The organism is Flintibacter sp., from assembly GCF_046973065.1.
The window spans coordinates 83,456-101,230 of sequence record NZ_JBKVXZ010000003.1 but is presented as its reverse complement, the minus strand read 5'-3'; the positions used below and the strand labels follow the sequence as shown (position 1 = coordinate 101,230).

At 53.2% G+C, this 17,775-nt stretch carries 21 protein-coding genes; all 21 read right to left on the bottom strand.

Annotation, left to right across the window (positions count from 1 at the left end):
- Positions 1–8: 8 nt before the first annotated feature.
- Entirely contained in the window at positions 9–758 is a 750-nt protein-coding gene (locus tag ACLTXB_RS02215) for a flagellar hook-basal body protein (RefSeq protein ID WP_276895231.1), read from the bottom strand.
- Complete coding sequence (locus ACLTXB_RS02210; protein ID WP_276895234.1) at positions 734–1,600, bottom strand: sigma-70 family RNA polymerase sigma factor; 867 nt, start codon at positions 1,598–1,600, stop codon at positions 734–736. Before ACLTXB_RS02210 ends, ACLTXB_RS02215 begins: the two co-directional genes overlap by 25 nt.
- Positions 1,597–3,699 carry a flagellar biosynthesis protein FlhA gene (gene flhA / locus ACLTXB_RS02205; protein WP_317336424.1) on the bottom strand — a complete coding sequence of 701 codons (2,103 nt, stop codon included), beginning with the start codon at positions 3,697–3,699 and terminating at the stop codon, positions 1,597–1,599. The genes ACLTXB_RS02210 and flhA overlap by 4 nt, the downstream gene beginning before the upstream one ends.
- A gap of 101 nt (positions 3,700–3,800) precedes the next feature.
- A complete protein-coding gene (gene flhB / locus ACLTXB_RS02200; protein WP_276895240.1) occupies positions 3,801–4,859 on the bottom strand; it encodes a flagellar biosynthesis protein FlhB in 1,059 nt (352 codons plus the stop codon).
- Between the two features lie 36 nt (positions 4,860–4,895).
- On the bottom strand, positions 4,896–5,660 hold the full coding sequence (locus tag ACLTXB_RS02195; RefSeq protein WP_337601166.1) for a flagellar biosynthetic protein FliR: 765 nt from the start codon (positions 5,658–5,660) through the stop codon (positions 4,896–4,898).
- A gap of 15 nt (positions 5,661–5,675) precedes the next feature.
- Positions 5,676–5,936, bottom strand: a complete 261-nt coding sequence (fliQ, locus tag ACLTXB_RS02190; RefSeq protein ID WP_276895737.1) for a flagellar biosynthesis protein FliQ — start codon at positions 5,934–5,936, stop codon at positions 5,676–5,678.
- A gap of 18 nt (positions 5,937–5,954) precedes the next feature.
- The gene (fliP, locus tag ACLTXB_RS02185; protein WP_276895735.1) at positions 5,955–6,626 is read right to left on the bottom strand and encodes a flagellar type III secretion system pore protein FliP; all 672 of its coding nucleotides are present in this window, start codon (positions 6,624–6,626) and stop codon (positions 5,955–5,957) included.
- A gap of 7 nt (positions 6,627–6,633) precedes the next feature.
- Entirely contained in the window at positions 6,634–6,999 is a 366-nt protein-coding gene (locus ACLTXB_RS02180) for a FliO/MopB family protein (RefSeq protein ID WP_276895733.1), read from the bottom strand.
- 9 nt (positions 7,000–7,008) lie between these two features.
- On the bottom strand, positions 7,009–7,377 hold the full coding sequence (locus ACLTXB_RS02175; RefSeq protein WP_317335801.1) for a response regulator: 369 nt from the start codon (positions 7,375–7,377) through the stop codon (positions 7,009–7,011).
- A gap of 54 nt (positions 7,378–7,431) precedes the next feature.
- Positions 7,432–8,793 (bottom strand): flagellar motor switch protein FliN, encoded by a 1,362-nt coding sequence (gene fliN, locus ACLTXB_RS02170; protein WP_412260086.1) that lies wholly within the window; start codon positions 8,791–8,793, stop codon positions 7,432–7,434.
- The gene (fliM, locus tag ACLTXB_RS02165; RefSeq protein ID WP_317335797.1) at positions 8,790–9,806 is read right to left on the bottom strand and encodes a flagellar motor switch protein FliM; all 1,017 of its coding nucleotides are present in this window, start codon (positions 9,804–9,806) and stop codon (positions 8,790–8,792) included. Before fliM ends, fliN begins: the two co-directional genes overlap by 4 nt.
- Before the next feature lie 84 nt (positions 9,807–9,890).
- Positions 9,891–10,661 (bottom strand): OmpA/MotB family protein, encoded by a 771-nt coding sequence (locus tag ACLTXB_RS02160; protein ID WP_317335795.1) that lies wholly within the window; start codon positions 10,659–10,661, stop codon positions 9,891–9,893.
- Positions 10,662–10,699: 38 nt separating this feature from the next.
- On the bottom strand, positions 10,700–11,566 hold the full coding sequence (locus tag ACLTXB_RS02155; RefSeq protein WP_412260081.1) for a motility protein A: 867 nt from the start codon (positions 11,564–11,566) through the stop codon (positions 10,700–10,702).
- Positions 11,567–11,626: 60 nt separating this feature from the next.
- Positions 11,627–11,842, bottom strand: a complete 216-nt coding sequence (locus ACLTXB_RS02150) for a flagellar FlbD family protein (RefSeq protein WP_317335791.1) — start codon at positions 11,840–11,842, stop codon at positions 11,627–11,629.
- A 79-nt stretch (positions 11,843–11,921) separates the two neighbouring features.
- Entirely contained in the window at positions 11,922–13,178 is a 1,257-nt protein-coding gene (locus ACLTXB_RS02145; protein WP_317335789.1) for a flagellar hook-basal body complex protein, read from the bottom strand.
- A gap of 100 nt (positions 13,179–13,278) precedes the next feature.
- Positions 13,279–13,647 (bottom strand): TIGR02530 family flagellar biosynthesis protein, encoded by a 369-nt coding sequence (locus ACLTXB_RS02140; RefSeq protein ID WP_317335787.1) that lies wholly within the window; start codon positions 13,645–13,647, stop codon positions 13,279–13,281.
- A gap of 12 nt (positions 13,648–13,659) precedes the next feature.
- Positions 13,660–14,181 (bottom strand): flagellar hook capping FlgD N-terminal domain-containing protein, encoded by a 522-nt coding sequence (locus ACLTXB_RS02135; RefSeq protein ID WP_317335785.1) that lies wholly within the window; start codon positions 14,179–14,181, stop codon positions 13,660–13,662.
- Entirely contained in the window at positions 14,178–15,263 is a 1,086-nt protein-coding gene (locus ACLTXB_RS02130) for a flagellar hook-length control protein FliK (RefSeq protein ID WP_317335783.1), read from the bottom strand. The genes ACLTXB_RS02135 and ACLTXB_RS02130 overlap by 4 nt, the downstream gene beginning before the upstream one ends.
- Before the next feature lie 78 nt (positions 15,264–15,341).
- Positions 15,342–15,791 (bottom strand): flagellar export protein FliJ, encoded by a 450-nt coding sequence (gene fliJ / locus ACLTXB_RS02125; protein WP_317335781.1) that lies wholly within the window; start codon positions 15,789–15,791, stop codon positions 15,342–15,344.
- A 24-nt stretch (positions 15,792–15,815) separates the two neighbouring features.
- Positions 15,816–17,117 carry a flagellar protein export ATPase FliI gene (fliI, locus tag ACLTXB_RS02120; RefSeq protein ID WP_337601170.1) on the bottom strand — a complete coding sequence of 434 codons (1,302 nt, stop codon included), beginning with the start codon at positions 17,115–17,117 and terminating at the stop codon, positions 15,816–15,818.
- Positions 17,053–17,775 carry a FliH/SctL family protein gene (locus tag ACLTXB_RS02115; protein ID WP_317335779.1) on the bottom strand — a complete coding sequence of 241 codons (723 nt, stop codon included), beginning with the start codon at positions 17,773–17,775 and terminating at the stop codon, positions 17,053–17,055. Before ACLTXB_RS02115 ends, fliI begins: the two co-directional genes overlap by 65 nt.

Sequence of the window (17,775 nt, the reverse complement as noted above, 5' to 3'; positions counted from 1 at the left end):
TCATCTCCTTACATCCGTCCGATTTCCGTGGCCGCCTTTGTCATCAGCTGATCGTACATCTTAGAAACCTGAGCCGCACTTTGAAGCGCCCGCTGGTATGTGATCATTTCTGTCATCTGCTTGACGATGTCTGTATTGGAGCGTTCCAGATATCCGTTGAGCACCTCCGCATCCTGCGCTGCCGTGCCCTGTGCGCCCACAAACAGTCCTTCTCCATTGCGCTCCAGCGCGCCGGTATCCTCGAAGAGGAACACACCCAACTGCCCGATAAGTCCGCCTTCATCGTAGTAGATGGTTCCCTGATTTCCTCCGTAAATCTGATCTGTTCCCAAATAAATGGGCTGCAGCTCCGGATCCAGCACCTGTCCATATCCAGGCAGGCAGAGATAGCCCTCATCATCCAGCGAAAAATTGCCCATACGCGTATATGCAATCCCGCCATCCGGGTCCTGAACAGCAAAAAAGCCGTCTCCATGAATGGCAAAGTCCAGCGCTATCCCCGTGGGCTCCAGTATTCCTTGTGTATAGTCAGTGTAAATCCTACTGGCGGCGCGGATATAGCTCTGTCTTCCAATCTCCTGTCCCGTATTGTGCTTGTTCCCCATCCGGCTGTACATGACATCGTCAAATGTGCTGGCAGTGTACAGGTCCTGCTTATATCCCGCTGTGGAGATATTCGCCATATTATTGGCAATGACATTCAAGTTCTGCTGATGTGTCAGCATAGATGATGTCAGGTTGTAGAATCCCTTGAACACTTGTAATTCCCGCCTTTCCTTGTGGTAGCTTTTGTCCCATGAAAATACTGCTCCATGTGATCCCTCAGCTTTTGAATGGCTCGGGCATGTATCTGGGAAATTCTTGGGCTGCTGAGATCCATGACCTGCGCAATTTCCTTCATATGCAGGTTCTTTTCGTAATAGAGGGACAGCACGATCTGCTCGTTCCTGGACAGCATTTGAATGCCCTCTGCCAGTTTCTGCTGCAATTCCTGTGTTTCCAGCGCCTTCTCGGGCTGCGTTTGGGTATCTCTGGACGGAACCTCCACACGAAAGTCATCGGCCTCCCGCGCATCCATCAACAGGTCCAGAGACAGTACGCTGCTCAGCGCAATTCCCGCTATGTCCTTTTGGTATCGCTCCTTTGTGATCCCCAGTTTTGCGGCCACCTCGACCTCTGTCGGATGTCTCCCCAGCAGGGTGGTCAGTTCTGAAATGGCTTTGTCAATCTCTCTGCCCCGCTGCCGAATGGTGCGGGGAATCCAATCTTGTTTTCTCGCCAAATCAATGACCATGCCACGAATTCTTTTCGAGACATACGTTTCAAACTTTACCCCCTTGCTGGGGTCATATTTATCAATCGCGTTCAGCAGGGTCAGTATTCCCTCATTGACAATATCATCCACCTGGGCAAAGCTGCTGTATACACCTCTCACTTGAATTGCCGCGCTCTTAATCAGGTCCGTGTAGCGCAGAACCACCGGCCACTTCAGTGCCTCATCCCCAGTCTCTTTATAAAGCCTCAGCAGCTCCTGGGTATCCAGGTTTTCAACTGCATCCTCTGTATAGCTGTGACCAGCGCAGGCTGTTGCCTCACTCACCGGGCCACCGCCTTCCGTGACGCCGTGTCCATAGCGATATTTCCGATAGCCTGAATCTGTACAGAACTTGTGACCTCATTGAATGAAAGCACATAGACACTGGGATAAAATTGTGTGATCATCTTGCTGAAATATCCGCGAATCACTTGGCTGACCAAAATTACCGGCGTCTGGGACAGCTCATTGAACTTGCGAATATACTCCGCCATTTGCGTGACGATCTGCTGCATCAGGTCCGGCCCCATCGCCAGATAGACGCCCTGCTCATTTCTTGTCAGCGAGGAAATAATCTTCTTCTCCACCTCAGCATCCAGCGTGACGACACGCAGCTGCCCATCTTCGCAAAACCGGCGGGTAATTGTCCTGGCCAACGCGCCGCGCACCTGTTCAATGGCTGCATCTACATCCCGTCCCTGGCCCAAGGCGTCCACCAGAGTCTCCAGAATCGTCCCAAGGTCCTTGATCGGTACGCCTTCTTTTAGAAGACTGCGCAGAACCTTTTCCAAGGTGGCATAAGAGACCACGTTTGGAATTGCCTCCTCCACAAGCTCTGGAGAGAACTGCTTCAAATTTTCCACCAACTGAATCGTCTCTGCTCGGTTCAGCAGCTCATACGCATACTTTTTGATGGTCTCCGAGAGATGGGTCAGCATCACGGACAGGGGGTCAATCACAGTGTAGCCATAGACCTCCGCCATCTCCCGATTCTCTGGTAAAATCCAACGAGAGGGGATTCCATAAGCCGGTTCCACAGTCTCAATGCCATCAATCTCCCCCAGAGGATTCGCCGGCTCCAAAGCCAAGTAGTAGTCCACCAGAATCTCTCCCCTGGCCACCTCTTCTCCCCGGATGCGGATCACATACTGGTTTGTTCCCAGGGAGGCGGCATCATGCAGACGGATGGATGGAAATACAAAGCCCATGTCCTGGGCGTACTGCCTTCTGAAAATCACAATACGGCTGATCAACTTTCCCCCCTGGCCTTCATCCACCATAGGGATCAGGCTGTAGCCGAACTCCATTTCAATTGGCTCAACCGTCAGCAGGGAGTATACATTGTTGATATCCTTATAGTAATCACTTTCACTGGGCGGCACCTCTTCCGTCTGTGACACTGCGCTCTCGGCGGCGGCCGCAATGGTTTTCTGCCTTTCCATACCGCGTTTGACCAAATATCCACCGCCCACAAGACCGCCGCCGCCGATGATCAGTGCGGCATGCGGCGTATTTGGAATAACCCCCAGGAAAAGCAGGATGACGCCCGTTGTCATCATCGCCCTTGGCTGGGCCTTAAACTGCGCAATAACATCTCTGTTGAGACTGCCCTCTGAAACAGACCGGGTAACAACCATACCAGTAGCAGTGGAGATCATCAGTGCCGGCAACTGGGACACCAGGCCATCGCCAATGGTTACAATGGAGTAGGTTTGTAAAACCGTAGTGAAGTCACCGCCGCCCATCACCATCCCAATAATGACACCGCCCACAAAATTGATCAGGGTAATGACAATCGACATAACTGCGTCACCCTTAACTATTTTCGTGGCACCATCCATAGCGCCGTAGAAGTCCGCCTCTTTTTGTATTTTCTGGCGCCGGGCCCTTGCCTCCTGCTCATTAATCAGGCCGGAGGACAGATCCGCGTCAATGGCCATCTGCTTGCCCGGCATCGCATCCAGCGTGAAGCGAGCCGCCACCTCAGCCACACGCTCGGCGCCCTTTGTAATCACAATAAACTGCACCAGCACAATGATTAAAAAAATCACCACACCGATGACAATATTTCCGCCGGTAATCAGCTGGCCGAAATTTTGAATGACCTCTCCCGCATAGCCGTCTCGGAGAATCATCCGGGTACTGGATACATTCAGTCCCAGGCGGAAGAGCGTGGTTACCAGCAGCAGGGATGGAAATATCGAAAATTCCAGCGCCTCCGAGATATTCATGGTAATCATCAGGATCATAATCGCCAAACCGATATTGACGATCAGTAAAAAATCCAGCAGAAAGGTGGGCAGCGGGATGATTAAAAACAAGACGATGACTACGACGCCCAACGCCACCGCATTATCCAAGGCTATGTTAAGCAGCCGTTTCATGTGTGCTTTGCCCTCCATTGCTCACTGCCATCTCTGCAGCTTCTGAACATCTAACGCCAAAAACCGCCCGCCCCGGTCTATCGGGCAAGGGACGAACCGCTTCAGAGCGTTCTCTTTGTCAACTTGAAAATGTAAACCAGCACCTCCGCCACCGCTCCATACAACTCCGGCGGAATCTCCTGGTTCAACTCTGTCTGCGCATAAAGCGCCCTGGCAAGCGGTACGTTCTCAACAACCTCCACCTGATGTTCCTGCGCAATCCTCACAATGCGCGCAGCTAATTCATCCTGTCCCTTTGCCAGCACAATGGGCGCGCTGTCCTTCTCCGGCTGATAGCGCAGTGCCACCGCAAAATGTGTGGGATTGCGGATAACAACATCCGCATGAGGAACCTGCTGCATCATACGCCGCTGTGCCATTTTTCGCTGATTCTCTTTGATTTTTCCCTTGATTTGCGGGTCTCCCTCAATCTGCTTATACTCTTCCTTGATCTCCTGCTTACTCATTCTCAGCTGCCGCTCATATTCCCACCATTGATACATAAAATCCAGCGCCGCAATCACAATAAATGCAATAATGATGGAGATTGCCATGCTTTTTCCACTCTCAAATAGGTGGCGGCATGCAGCTCCAATATCCGTGTACAGGTATTTCGCGCTCTCTAGAAATTGCGACTTCAAGCTCAGGTACACAATCACCAGAAGCAGCGTGATCTTCACTACTCCCTTCAATGCATCTATGACGCTTTTCAGGGAGAAGAGACGTTTGATGCCCTGCTTTGGGCTGATTCTGCTAAATTTGGGCCGCAACAACTCGCCGCTGACCAGAAATTTTGTCTGCGCCAGCGTTACCGCCACAGCACAAAAGCCGGTCACCAGCATGATAGGAAGCACAGTCTTTGCGAGAATCCAAGATGCCTGCTGTTCAATCTCCCGGAGGAGCTCTGTCCCCCCCGTCGGGCTTTCGCAGGCAGACAGGCAATAGACGATAAATTCTCCCATCGCCGTGGTCATAGTCTTGGCCAGCAAAAAAAGCATACAGACTGCGGCCGTCAGCGTTGCCACAGCCACTGCATCCTGGCTTAAAAACGTATTGCCCTTCTTGCGTTCGTCACGTCGTTTCTTTGGGGTCGCCTTTTCGGTTTTAGAGCCCTCCGCCAAGAATTGTCCCCCCTGTCCTCCCGAGCTGTCCGCCGTCTACCCGGTCATAGCCAGCAATTCCCGCAGGCTGTCCAGCATGGTTATTTCAGTCTGCAGCAAAAATTCACTGAAGGGTGAAATCAGCAACAGCAACAGAACAAGCCCGATTAGCACCTTCAGTTCGATATTGATGGAAAATACATTGATTTGTGGAATCGCCTTCATCAAGATTCCCATCCCCACTTGGCCCAGCAGCTCCGCTGCCAAAATCGGCATACAGAGTTTTACAGCCAACACGGTGCATTCTACGAATAGCTCCAGGGCCGCTCCTGCAACATCCGGGCTGATGGCAACACTGCCAAAGCCCACAATCTGTCCTGAAGCTGCCATCATACGCAGCAATGTGTGATGTCCGTTTGCCGCAAAGAACAGCAGTGTCATCAGAACATTCAAAATCTCTCCCGTTACAGACAAATTACCCTGTGCTCCTGCGTCGTAAATCTGATTCATGGTCATACCCATCTGGGTATCAACCGTCAGACCTGCAAGCTGGACGATGTAAAAGAAAAAATTCATCACCATGCCGAGGACGAACCCCAGTGCCAGCTCCAAAAGGATCTGAATGGCGAAAACAATGGTCTCCCCCGGCGCATCCACCTTCTGTTCCGTTACGGAAAACACAAACACGGATAGCACCAAAATGAGGCCGCCCCGAAAAATACCCGGAATATTCCGCCGTCCCAGCACCGGATTGAACAAAACAAATCCGCTCATGCGGGCAGTGATATATAAAAACAGGGTCAACTCTCCCCAATCGACCATATGTCCGCACTCCTGCTAAGCGGCAATCATTGCAAACAGTTCCCTCGTATAGTCCTGCAGTGTCTCCAGCATCCAGCCGCCGCCGACCAGCAGCACCAGCACCACAACAATCAGCTTCAAGGCAAACGAAATCGTCTGCTCATGAATTTGTGTCACCGCCTGCAAAACCGCAACTACAACACCTACCAGCATACTCAGAAGCAGCATCGGACCGCCAAGCTTCAGCGTCACTCCCACTGCATCGCGCATCACGCTCATTACAACTGTCGTATCCATATTTCCTGTCTCTTTCCGCTAATGAAAGCTCTGCACTAAGCTGGAAAAAAGCAGTTCCCAGCCATTGATCGTAACAAAAAGAAGCAGCTTGAAGGGCATTGAGATCATGGATGGCGGCAGCATAATCATGCCCATAGACATCAAAGTAGAGGAAACAACAATGTCGATCAGCATGAATGGAATATATAGCACCAATCCAATCATGAAAGCTCGCTGCAATTCGCAGGTCATAAACGACGGCACAACCACGCGCAGCGGCAGCTTCATCGCTGTCTCTGTATCAATCTCTGCCCCCACATCTATATGGGCCAAGTCGCAGAACATGGTCAGCGTGGTTGTCTTTGTATTGCGGAGCATAAACTCCTTTAAGGGGACCTCTGCCCGGCTCAGAAATTCCTCCTGAGAAATTTCCTCCGCGGCATATGGCTCATATGCCTCTGTGCGGATCTGCGTAAACACCGGCTGCATGGTAAAATACGTCAGAAACAGTGCTATTCCGATCAGCACAATGTTGGGCGGAGTCTGCTGCGTTCCGATTGCCGAGCGTAAAAAGGAAAAGGAGATGATATATCTGGTGAAAGAGGTCATCATCACCAGCAGGGAGGGAAGAAGAGCGATTACAGTGGTAAGAAACAAAATTTCCAGCGTCTGCACATGATCGCCGTTAATATTGATGATTCCTTCGCTCACCGGGCATTCACCTCCGCTGTTGTTTTAGGCTTTTTTGAAGCACTTCGATAAATCCCGGCCTCCCGCCGTTCTCCTGATCTTTCGGCTTCTCTCTCAAAATCGCTGTCTCTTCCTCGGTAAATTCAGCCAGTACTGTGATGGCATTGGCCGTAACGCCCAGAAGAAAACAGCGCACGCCAGCTTGTACCAGAATCAGCGCCTCGCTTTTCCCAATGGCAGTCTGTGCAAGAATTTCTATTTGCCTCCCAGTTCTCTTGATATGAGACGCCGGAATCCCTCCCACGATCCGCCGTGTCGCCCAGCAAGCCAGGATCAGAACAGCTATGATAGAAAAAAGGAGCCACAGCAGGGCAGAAATATCAGAATCCAGCATGGCTCTCCATCAGGGAGTTCCCAAAATATTGTTCACGGTCTTCAGCACACGATCCGGCTTGAAGGGCTTTACAATGAAGTCCTTCGCTCCTGAGCGGACCGCATCCATTACCATTCCCTCCTGTCCCATGGCGGAACACATGACCACATTCGCGCTGCTATCCTTGCTTCTGATTGCCTTGAGCGCCTCCAGACCGTCCATATTGGGCATGGTGATATCCATAATCACCAAATCCGGCTTGATCTCGCTGTACTTTTCCACCGCATCCGCTCCGTCAACGGCCTCATACAAATCTGTGTAGCCGTTTTTGCTCAGCGTATCCTTGATCATTTTCCGCATAAAGGCGGCGTCATCTACCAGCAAAATTTTCTTAGCCATTCTCATTCCATCCTTTTCAAGCGAATTTATTCACGGCGTTTCCGCGCATGTTAATTACTTCTTAATGCTGTCCATCAGACCGGGCTTTTTGACAATCTCCGTAATACGGATTCCAAAGTTATCATCAATAACAACCACGTCTCCCTTTGCGATGCACTTTCCGTTCACAAACAAATCCACCTGGTCTCCTGCCAGCTTATCCAGCACAACAAGAGACCCTTTGGAAAAGCCCAGGATTTCCTGCACCTTTCTCTGAGTCCGCCCGATTTCCACGGTAATCTGCAGCGGGACCTCCATGATCAGGTCCAGATTTTCCGCCTGCTCCTTCCCAAGCACCTCCTGCGCATCCATTTCCGGCATATCGACAGGCATTGTGTTGATCACCTTCGGTTCGGGAGGCATGGCCCCCACTTGAGCCGGGAGAGGATACGGGTAGGGTGGATACGGGTAATATGGGGGATAGCCGCCCATGGTCCCTCCGGACGGGTTCCCGCTTTGTACGGGGGCCGGTGTCTGCATCGCCGGCTCTGAAGCCGCGGGCTTGGTCTGCGTCAACTGATCTGCCGGTTCCGAAGAGGCGGATGGCGGCTGCTGCAAGGGTTCCGCCGGGGCCTCCCCCCAACTCCCTGCCATCATCTTTTCAATCTCCTCCTGGCTCAGCTGTTTTCCACCGCTGGAACCGGAAGGCATCTCCTGAGCGGACGGCGCTTCTTTCCCGCTCCGCTCCGCCGCCAGAAGTTTTTCAATCTCTTCCTGACTCAGCTGCTTCCCGCCGCCAGAGGCCATCGAGGGCTCTGCAGGGGCCGGACAGTCATCCTCCTCTTCCAGGCCCAGACCCGCTAATAATTCCTTGGCCAGAGAGACACTCATGACATTCATGAACTCACTCTCCAGCGCTTTTTCGATTTTCAGAGAAAAGCGGACCACCACAATGGTCTTGGCCCCTTGCGGAAGATGGTTCTCCTTAAATTCCTGCAGGTTTTTCAGCTCAAAGGGGATCGGCGTGGAAATATTAACCGGAAAGCCCAGGAAATCCGACATCGCTGTGGAAGCGGCGCCCATCATCTGGTTCATGACCTCACAGACCGCGCTAATAGTCAGATCATTGAGCTCAAACTCCTCCTCCGGAGTTTCGCCTCCCATGAGGATATCAACAATTACCTTGATGTCACTGCGGCGCAGCAGCATGATATTGCTGCCCTCCAGACCCTCCACATACTTGATCTCCACGCCCATGGCCGGTTCCAGATTTCCAATGGAAAAATCCTCCACCTCCACCACAGTGACCTCCGGCGTTGTGATGTCCACTCTTTGATCCAGCAGATTGGAAACCGCTGTAGCCGAGGAGCCAAGGCTGATGTTCATCATTTCCCCGATGGCATCAATTTCCATCGGGCTAAACAGTTCCTTCTTCATATTGCCTCTTCGCTCCTTTGTTCAGCCTGATAGCATACCTCATCTATCCTGACTGCCATATTTTTTTTGTGCGTTCCCATTTTGCCCGTAAACCAGTGGTAGCCGCCGATGTCCAGGTAGACGGAGGATTGCTTGGACCGTCCCAGGTCAATCACATCCCCAACGTTCAAATGATAGATATCACGCAGGGAAAGCTGTGCCTGCCCCAATGTGGACACAATTTCCAGAGTGGAGTCCCGCAGGCTGTCAAAGATCTCTTCCGACTTGTCCTCTGCCGCCGCCTTGCGGATGGGATTTTCCTTGCTGATTTCCGCAAAAATATTGCTCAGCATCTCTCCCGGCAGGCAGATGCTCATCCGTCCGGACGCATCGCTGAACTGCATCTTCATATCCACAATGATGACAATTTCATCCAGCCCGATAATCTGGCTCAGCGTGGGATTGACGTCTGTTTTGCTGTAGGAAAACTGAATGGGTATATAATTCTCCCAGCTGCTCCCCATAACGGACACCATGTCGTTCACCAAGTCTTCATACAGCCGCAGCTCCAAATCCGTGTAGCTATACTCGGTGGTCGATGCCTCATCAACCGCTCCGTCGCCGCCCAGCAGCCGGTCCATCATACTCAACGCAGTGGAAGTAGAGAGATAGAACATCACCGGCGTGTCCTCTTCCTTCCCCTTCACAGATGCGTTTACAAGCGCCAGGACATCGCCTTCCGTCAGAGCGTTGGAGAATTCATAGTACCGCTGCTCCTCAATACTCTCCACGGTGATCTCGCCGTTAAAGCGCAGCCTCGCGTTCAGCCGGGAATTAATGATACGGGCATAGTTTTCAAAAATGCCGTTGAGCATCTTAATCCGGTCCTTGGTAAATTTCCTCGGACTGCTGAAATCATATTTCCGGTATTTCTTCTCCTGCTGTTCCTCCGCAGGTTCATTTAAATCCTTTTCGCCGCTGCGAACCGCATTCAGCAGAGCATCTATTTGACTTTGTGATAATACTTCTGCCATGAAATCCCTTCCCACACTCTTCAATCGGATGCAGCTCCACACGACGCATGGCAATATGAAGCCTCTGGCACCCGCTCTCGCAGCTCATTCGGTTGTGTACTGCAAAATGCCGCCCTGCAGCTCCTGCTCCAGGTTTCGGCCGCTTACGATCATTTCCACTCGGCGGTTCTGCGCCCGTCCCTCGACAGTATCATTGGTGGCCACAGGCCGCCACTGGCCAATTCCCTCGCTGACCAGCCGCGCCGGGTCAAGTGAACTGTGCTCCTGGACATAAATCACCACATTGGCGGCCCGCTGACTTGCCAAGGTGCGGTCTGTTGCCACGTTATTGGGCCGCTTCGGACTTGCCTGCGCCGTATGCCCCAGCACCCGAACTTCATCAATGGACTCCGCCGCATTGCTGAGCATCCCGCTCACTGTATCTAGGATTGGTTTTGCCTCCTCTTTCAAAACGGGGCTGTCACCGTCAAAGAATACCACTTGGTTGAAGGAGATATAAATTTTACCGCCGTCCTTTGTAACGGAGATATTGCTCTCTTCCCCAGCCTGTGCGATAAATGCCGTCAGCTCCTGATAAAACTCCTCGATATCCTCGTCAATTTGCTCCTGGAGATCCACAGGTCCACCTGCCTCGTCGGCGTCTGCGTTCGGTCCGTCTCCTCCAGGAGTAGCAGTCAATGTCTCCGTTGCCAATGGATTAAAGCTCATCACAAGCGCCTTCCAATTTTCTTCGCTGATGGTGGACATGGAGTAGAGGAGCACAAAAAAGCAGAGCAAAAGCGTCACCATATCGCCATAGGTATCCATCCAGTTGGCTCCTCCGCCCCGATTCTTTTTTCCTTTTAGATTTTTCAAGGCTGCCTTCCTTCTCTCCCTGTCAGTCCCTTGGCCATTTACTTATCTGCCTTTTTGGCCTTCTTCCTGGATTTTTTCCCGCCTTCGCCGCTCTCGCCGTTGGCAAGCTCGCGCTGCATCTGTTCCATATAGGTCAGCAGCCGCTCTCTCAGAAACTTGGGATTCTCACCCGCCTGAATGGACATGACACCTTCCACAATAATCATCTTGCACAGCACCTCTTCCTCGTCCCGGTTGCGCAGCTGCGTGGCAATCGGTCCAAAAAACATATGGGCCAGAATGCAGCCGTAGAGCGTGGTGATCAGAGCTGTGCCCATGTCAGAACCGATATTGGTGTTTCCTTCCTCGAGGTTCATTTCCTTAAGCATATTGATTAAGCCCACCAAGGTGCCCACCATACCGAAGGCGGGCGCCACAGAAGATGCCTTGTCGTACATGGCGGCCGCGTCATCATGCCGTGCGGACATGCACTCAATGTCGTTTTCCAGGATGCTGCGCACCTTATCCGGGTCATAGGCGTCCACGATCATCATGATCGCCTGCTTGAAAAAAGGATCAGGCTGTTCATTGGCCTTCTCCTCCAAGGACAGCAGTCCGTTCTTTCTGGCAATCTGGGCCAGCTCCACCAACTGGTCGATATATGTAATGGGATCGAATCTCTTTGTGCCGAGAATAATCTTGATATGCTTTGGAATCTCCCTGAGCATCTTCCCTGGGAAGCTGGCCACCACAACGAAGATGGTGCATCCGATGGTGATGAGGATGCTGGCCGGGTCCACGAAGTTCAGCAAGTTTTGCGGTGTTACGCTGACCGGCGGCCTCTCTCCCAAATTGATTTTGGTAATCATACCGAACAGGCAGACAGCCAGGGCTCCCACCACGCCAATGATATAGTTCAGATTCATAACGAAGCTCTCCCTTTCACCGGACGGCGGTGCCCGGCTTCGGATTTTGATCTATCTGTTTCAACGCCGGTCCGTTACCGTGATTTCCCGGTGGATATCCTGGACTTTGGCATTGTACTCAGCTATTTTTTGAATGATCTCCTCCACGGTTTCCCGCACCAAAAAAAAGTCGTGGTTCATCATGGTGATCTTTACCTCTGGAATGCTCTCGATGCTCTCAATCTGCAGATGATTCACCACAAACTGTTCCTTGCTTCTCTTTGTCAAAACGATCATGCGCAGTCACCTCTCCAATTTCCCGCCGGGACGCCCCGGAGCGCCCCGGCGGGCGCCATTTCTCCCCGGAATGTAAAAATTATCGCTTCATGTTTACCAGCTCTTCCAGCATACTGTCCGTCACTGTGACAATTCGTGTATTGGCCTGATAGCCGCGCTGGGTCGTGATCATCTCCGAGATCTCCGTCGCCAGATCTACATTGGAGGTCTCCAGGCCGCCGGTGTACAGCTTTGTGGTGCCTGCGCTGCCAATTATGGCCTTATCGCTCAAATCCACCGGATCTCCGTTCGCGTCATCAGGGGCCAGACTGCCGTTCACATGCTCCAGCGTGCCGCCGCCCACAGTTTTCAGCGTGCCGCCGATGCCGCCCAGCATGGAAACCTGCAAATCACCTGCGCCGGCGCCGCAGTTGTAGTAGGACTCTCCTGCGTGGCTCACTCCGTTGGGATTTGTCACATTGCCCACCGCCAGAAAACCGATGCTGATTTGTTCATCCGTATCCTTCAATGTAGCGGTAATCTGTCCGGATGCTCTGTCGATGGTGATGCTGTCAATCTGGGCAAAGGCCAGGGGGTTCGTGTCCCCCACCTTATCCCCAGTGTCATCCACAGGCCAATAATCCTCCAAACGGCTGGATGTCACATTCTCATCCAGAAGATCACTGCCGCTGACAGGTACTCCTTGGTCATCCTTGGCCACCACAGGATAGCGGACAACGGTCCTATACTCCCACTTAACGTCAGCAGGGGGATTATCGGGGTCGAAATTCTCAAGAATTTCACCCGTATCCGTATTTACCGCTACCTTCTCGACCCTGGGCAGGCGAATCGGCACCAGCTGGTCACTGACAATCGGTTTGCCATCCAGGTCTGTGCCCACTGTCAAAAAGCCGTAGACAGTGCTTCCATTGCCGTCCACCAAGTATCCATCCGGGCCAAACTGGAAATCGCCCACCCTGGTCAGGGTCAGGCTTTTAAAGCTGGAGGGGTTGGAGGGGTCAATCACATTGGCCACGTCTTTATCTCCTACCAGAAAGAATCCATCTCCATAGAGCATACAGTCCATCGGATTGCCCGGGGCAAAGTTGCTGGTGGTCATATTCAGGTCAATGCTCGCCACCTGGGAGCCGTATCCGATCTGGGCGGGATTTTTGCCGCCCACCGTGGCGGTACCATCGGACCCACTGCTATACATGGTATACAGCGCATCCCGAAATACCGTGCGCTGGGTTTTATAGCCGTTGGTGTTCACGTTTGCGATATTGTTTCCGATTACGCTCAGCTTGTTCATGTGGGTTTTCATACCCGCAATCGCCGCGTACATTGCTCCAGTCATGTTTTCGCTTAGTCTCCTTTCGATTTTGGCGCCGCCCGCGCCCCGTCAATCGGACTGGGTGCGAAGGCCTCCGAAAACCGGTCCTGCCATCTGTAATACGTTACAGGAACACGGCGCCGTCTATGTTGGTGAATACGCTATCCTTCATTTCGTCCTGCGTGATGGCTGTGATCACTTTGGCACTTGGCACATTGATAATGAATGCCTTTTCCGTGTCCATCGCCAGGATGTTGGTGGCCCCCTTTGCCTGGGCCCGTACCATACTGCCCTTCAACTGGTCAAGCAGACTGGGCGTGATTTCGATGCCCCGCTCCTCCGCTCTGGAAATCGCGTGTTTGGAAAACGCAACGCCATCTGCGGCCTGCCTGCTCAGCTCCCGCTGAAACGCAGCTTCAAAGCCGCCAGCCGCTGCCAGCCGGTGCTGTACCGCCTGCTGAGGCTGCCGCTGGCCGGATATCCGTTCAATCATCACGGGTCCTCCTTACACTTCAGGAGCAGCATCTGTTCCATTCTCTCCGCCGTCTTGACTCCCGTCGCCCTCCGTTTCGCCTTCGCCAGGGTCTGTCTCAGGTTTCGGCAGGGTGCCTACCGCCAGGATCTCGCTCAACAGGTAATACTTGTCACCCACAAAAACCACCTGGTTGCCATCATAAGTACCGGTCCCCGTGACCACGCCCACGACCTCCTGCAGGTTGCCATCGGCATCGTACTGGGCCACGGTAACTTCCTTGCCCACCAGAGACGCCGCATAGGACATCACAGAGGCGTCCGTCATGTTTACCAACGCCTGCACCATCTGCATCTGCACCAGTTGGTTCAGCATGTCGGAGGTATCGGCCGTCTGGTCAATGCTTTGGTTTTTCAGTTCTGTCACCATCAGGGTCAGGAAATCTGTCATATCCAGGCCCATCTTGTCTTCCTGCGTCTCCACCTTCAGACCCTTGGGCATTTGATTGACCGATCCCGCCGCCAAATAGCTTCCAATATCAGCCATATAACTCATATAAGCTCACTTCCTTTCCATGAAAAAATTTCTCCGTCCAGGGAAACGAGTCCCAGCCGCAGCTGATGCAGAAAATCCTGCCCATTCTGCTGCCGGCCTTGGTGCTGCTCTTGCTGCTGGCGGCCATTCTGCCCGCCGCTCCCGCCATCGTAAAAGTTCTGCTGCTGGCTCTCTTGCTGCCGGGATACTTCCACACGGACTTCCTGCTGGGTATTCTGGCTTAAAACAGACCGCAGTCCCGCCAGGTCCTGCTCCAGCAGGGTCCGGGTGCGGCTGTTCTCCGCATACATGGAAACGCGCAGCGTTCCCTCCTGATCCCAGGTCATCTCTACCTGAACACGGCCGAGATTTCTCGGCTCCAGCTGGAGTTCCACCTTGCTTTCTCCTTGTTTCAGGACCTGCGTCAGCTTCTCGCCCAGCTGAATTTCCAGCGGCCTCGCCTCGCCTGGCTGTTCCACCGTCTCAGTCTCACCGACTTTGATTGGAATGTCGGAGACCTCCTGAAAGACCGGAGTCTCTGCAAAATATGCCGGCTTCTGCTCAGGCTCGTCGGCCCGTTTGATCTCCACATCTGCATTCCGGAGTTGTTCTGGCCCAGCGCTGGTGTCCGCCACTTCCGCAGGCCGTTCCAGTTCCTGTGCGCGCATAAGCGGCTGCTCCTGCGGTTGGGCTGTCTCCACGGCTGCCGCCGCGTCAGATGCCGATACCTGTGGCTTTTGCAGCTCATTCTGGACTCCAGATGTCCCGGTTTCCGACAAAATGAGCAGGGGCTCGCTCCCCTGACTCTGCACATTCTCCGGTGTTGGCATCTGCTTTTCCGGAGACGCCGGCATCAGCATGAAGGCCGCCCAGAGCATCCGCTCCATATCGGAATCGGTTCGGCTCACCGTGGACTCTCCGTGATTCTCCTCTTCCGGTTTTTCAGTGGGGAAAGCCTCCTCTCCGCCTTTATCCAGCGCCTTCCGCCTGTCCGCAAGCATCTCTCGAAAGCTGCTCTGTGTCTGGCTGTTTTCTGCAGCGGGGGGATTCTGCCGTTTCTCTGTTACGGCCTGCGCCATACTCAACACGCTGATCTGATCCATTTCTATTCACCTCCTTCCCACTTCTTCTTTCTATTTCCAAACGGCAGGATTTCTGCCGGTTCGGACATCATCAGGGTCCTAATTGGCTGCCGCTCTCACTCGGCTTGTACTGACAAATTCCTCAATAAATGCCTCTTCACTTTTTTCCAGAGCCTTTTGGTAATCCCGTGCCTTTTTTTCTCTCACTTTCTCAATGGCAGTGGTCTCCTGCTTCGCCGCAACAACCTCTTTCCGCTTGGACTCCGCGCGCTCTCTCAACTGCTCCAGCCGCATTGTCTCGCTCTGAATTTCCCGCTCCATTGCCCTCAGTCCGCTTTGATAAACCAGGACCTCTGTCATCGGCAGACCACGCCCGCATCGCTCACGGTATTCCACGCTGTATTCCCGGTACCGTTCCCAGCGAGACTCTACCAAGGCCTCCTGCGCGCGCACCAGAGCCAGAATCTCTGCGTGCTCGCTTCGAAGCGCCTCCTGCTTTTGTTGTTTATAGGAGAGCACCTTCTCCAGGGAAAACTGGAATTTTTTCACAGGCAGCCCCCTCTTTTCTGATGCTTACTTCAAAATTTCCCTCATTTGGCAGATACACGCCTCGTAGCTAAAAGACTCATCGACTCCCTGGGTCAAGAAGCCGTTGACCGCATCGATCTTGGACAGTGCGAAATCCAGTTTTCGATTGCTCCCCGCTTTATAGGCGCCGATAGCAACCAGATCCGCATTTTTTTCATAGATGCTTAAAATATCCCGAATTCGGGAGGCCAAATTCCGGTGCTCATCGGAGACAATTTCCGTCATGAGACGAGAAATACTGGCGCTCACATCAATCGCCGGATAATGATTACTGTTGGCAAGTGCGCGGGAAAGTACGATATGCCCATCCAAAATACCGCGCACTGTGTCCGCAATAGGCTCGTTCGTATCGTCTCCCTCCACCAAAACCGTATATACACCTGTAATGGAGCCTTTGTCGAAATTCCCACTGCGCTCCAGCAGCTTCGGTAGTTCCGCATAAATGGAGGGCGTGTAGCCTCTGGCTACGGGCGGTTCGCCCACAGCCAGTCCGATCTCCCTCTGCGCCATGGCAAAACGGGTCAGCGAATCCATCATCAAAAGCACGTCATACCCCTGATCCCGAAAGTACTCAGCGATCCCCGTCGCCACGCTGGGGCACTTCATACGAAGCATAGCAGGTTGGTCTGATGTTGCCACTACCAATACAGAACGGCGCATCCCCTCTTCCCCCAGGTCTTTCTGCACAAACTCGAGAACCTCCCGCCCCCGCTCACCGACCAGAGCTATCACGTTGATATCCGCCTTCACATTTTTGGCAATCATCCCCATCAGAGTGCTCTTGCCAACGCCGGAACCGGCAAAGATTCCGATGCGCTGTCCTTTTCCAATAGTGAGCATACTGTCAATGGCTTTGATGCCAAACTCCATCCGCTCCCGAATGGGCGGCCTCTGCAAAGGGTTGACATAGCTTCCGCCTGTACAGTAGGAAACGCCGTTTTCAAAGGCTCCCTTCCCATCCAGCGGTTGTCCCAGCGCGTTGATGATACGGCCGCGCAGAAACTCGCCCACCTGCAGAGAGAGCTGTTTGCCAGTATTGCGGACAAAGCTTCCGGCGGAGATCCCGTTCATATCGGAGTATGGCATCAGCAAAACATGGTTGTTTTTAAACCCCACGACCTCTGCAGTCACCTGCCTGCCCGATATGCTGTTGTAGATTCTGCAGATATCGCCCACCGCTGCTTGGCCGCCGGAGGCCTCAATGGACATCCCAACGATATTTTCAATCTTTCCCGTCAGGCTGTAGGTTTCCGCATGATAGACCTGGCGGATCATCTGTCGGAACATGTCCTGGACTCCTTTCCTCCGGGTTGGGCGGACTCTCTGTCTCGTCTGCCGGAATATCAGCCAGCATAGAGCGGATATTGTGGATCTGCGTTGCCGCGCTGGCATCAATAATTTCATCCGGCATCTCAATGATGCAGGTGCCGGACTCGTCATCTGCCATGGGCATAATCCGCACCTGACTGGACAAGGAAGCCAGTGCGGCCGTCAGTGCGGGCGAAAGCCGCGCCATCCGCTTTGCGTCACATTCCGCAATATAGATCCGCACCCATTCCCTACGCTTACGCTTATCCACCGCTGCCTGAATCATGCGGCCTATCACCTCGGAACTGCTTCTCAGACTGATGGCAATGACCTTCTCCGCAACGGCAATCGCCAGTTCTCTGAGCTCACCGATATTTTCATCCATCTGCCGGTCCAGCGCCGCGTTGGCCCGCTCAAGAAACCGCGCCACCTCCCCAGACAGCGTTTTCATTTTCTCCTCGCAGACATGCCGGTTTTCCTCCAGCGCCTGGGCAGAACCCTGGCTGACTCCCTCTGCGTGTCCGGTTTCCCAGCCGCTTCTGCGGGCGTCTTCGTACAGCATCTCCGCGCGTCTTTGCGCCTCCTGCCGGGCATCCTCCAGGATTTTCTCCGCCTGCCGCCTGGCTTCAAGCAGCAT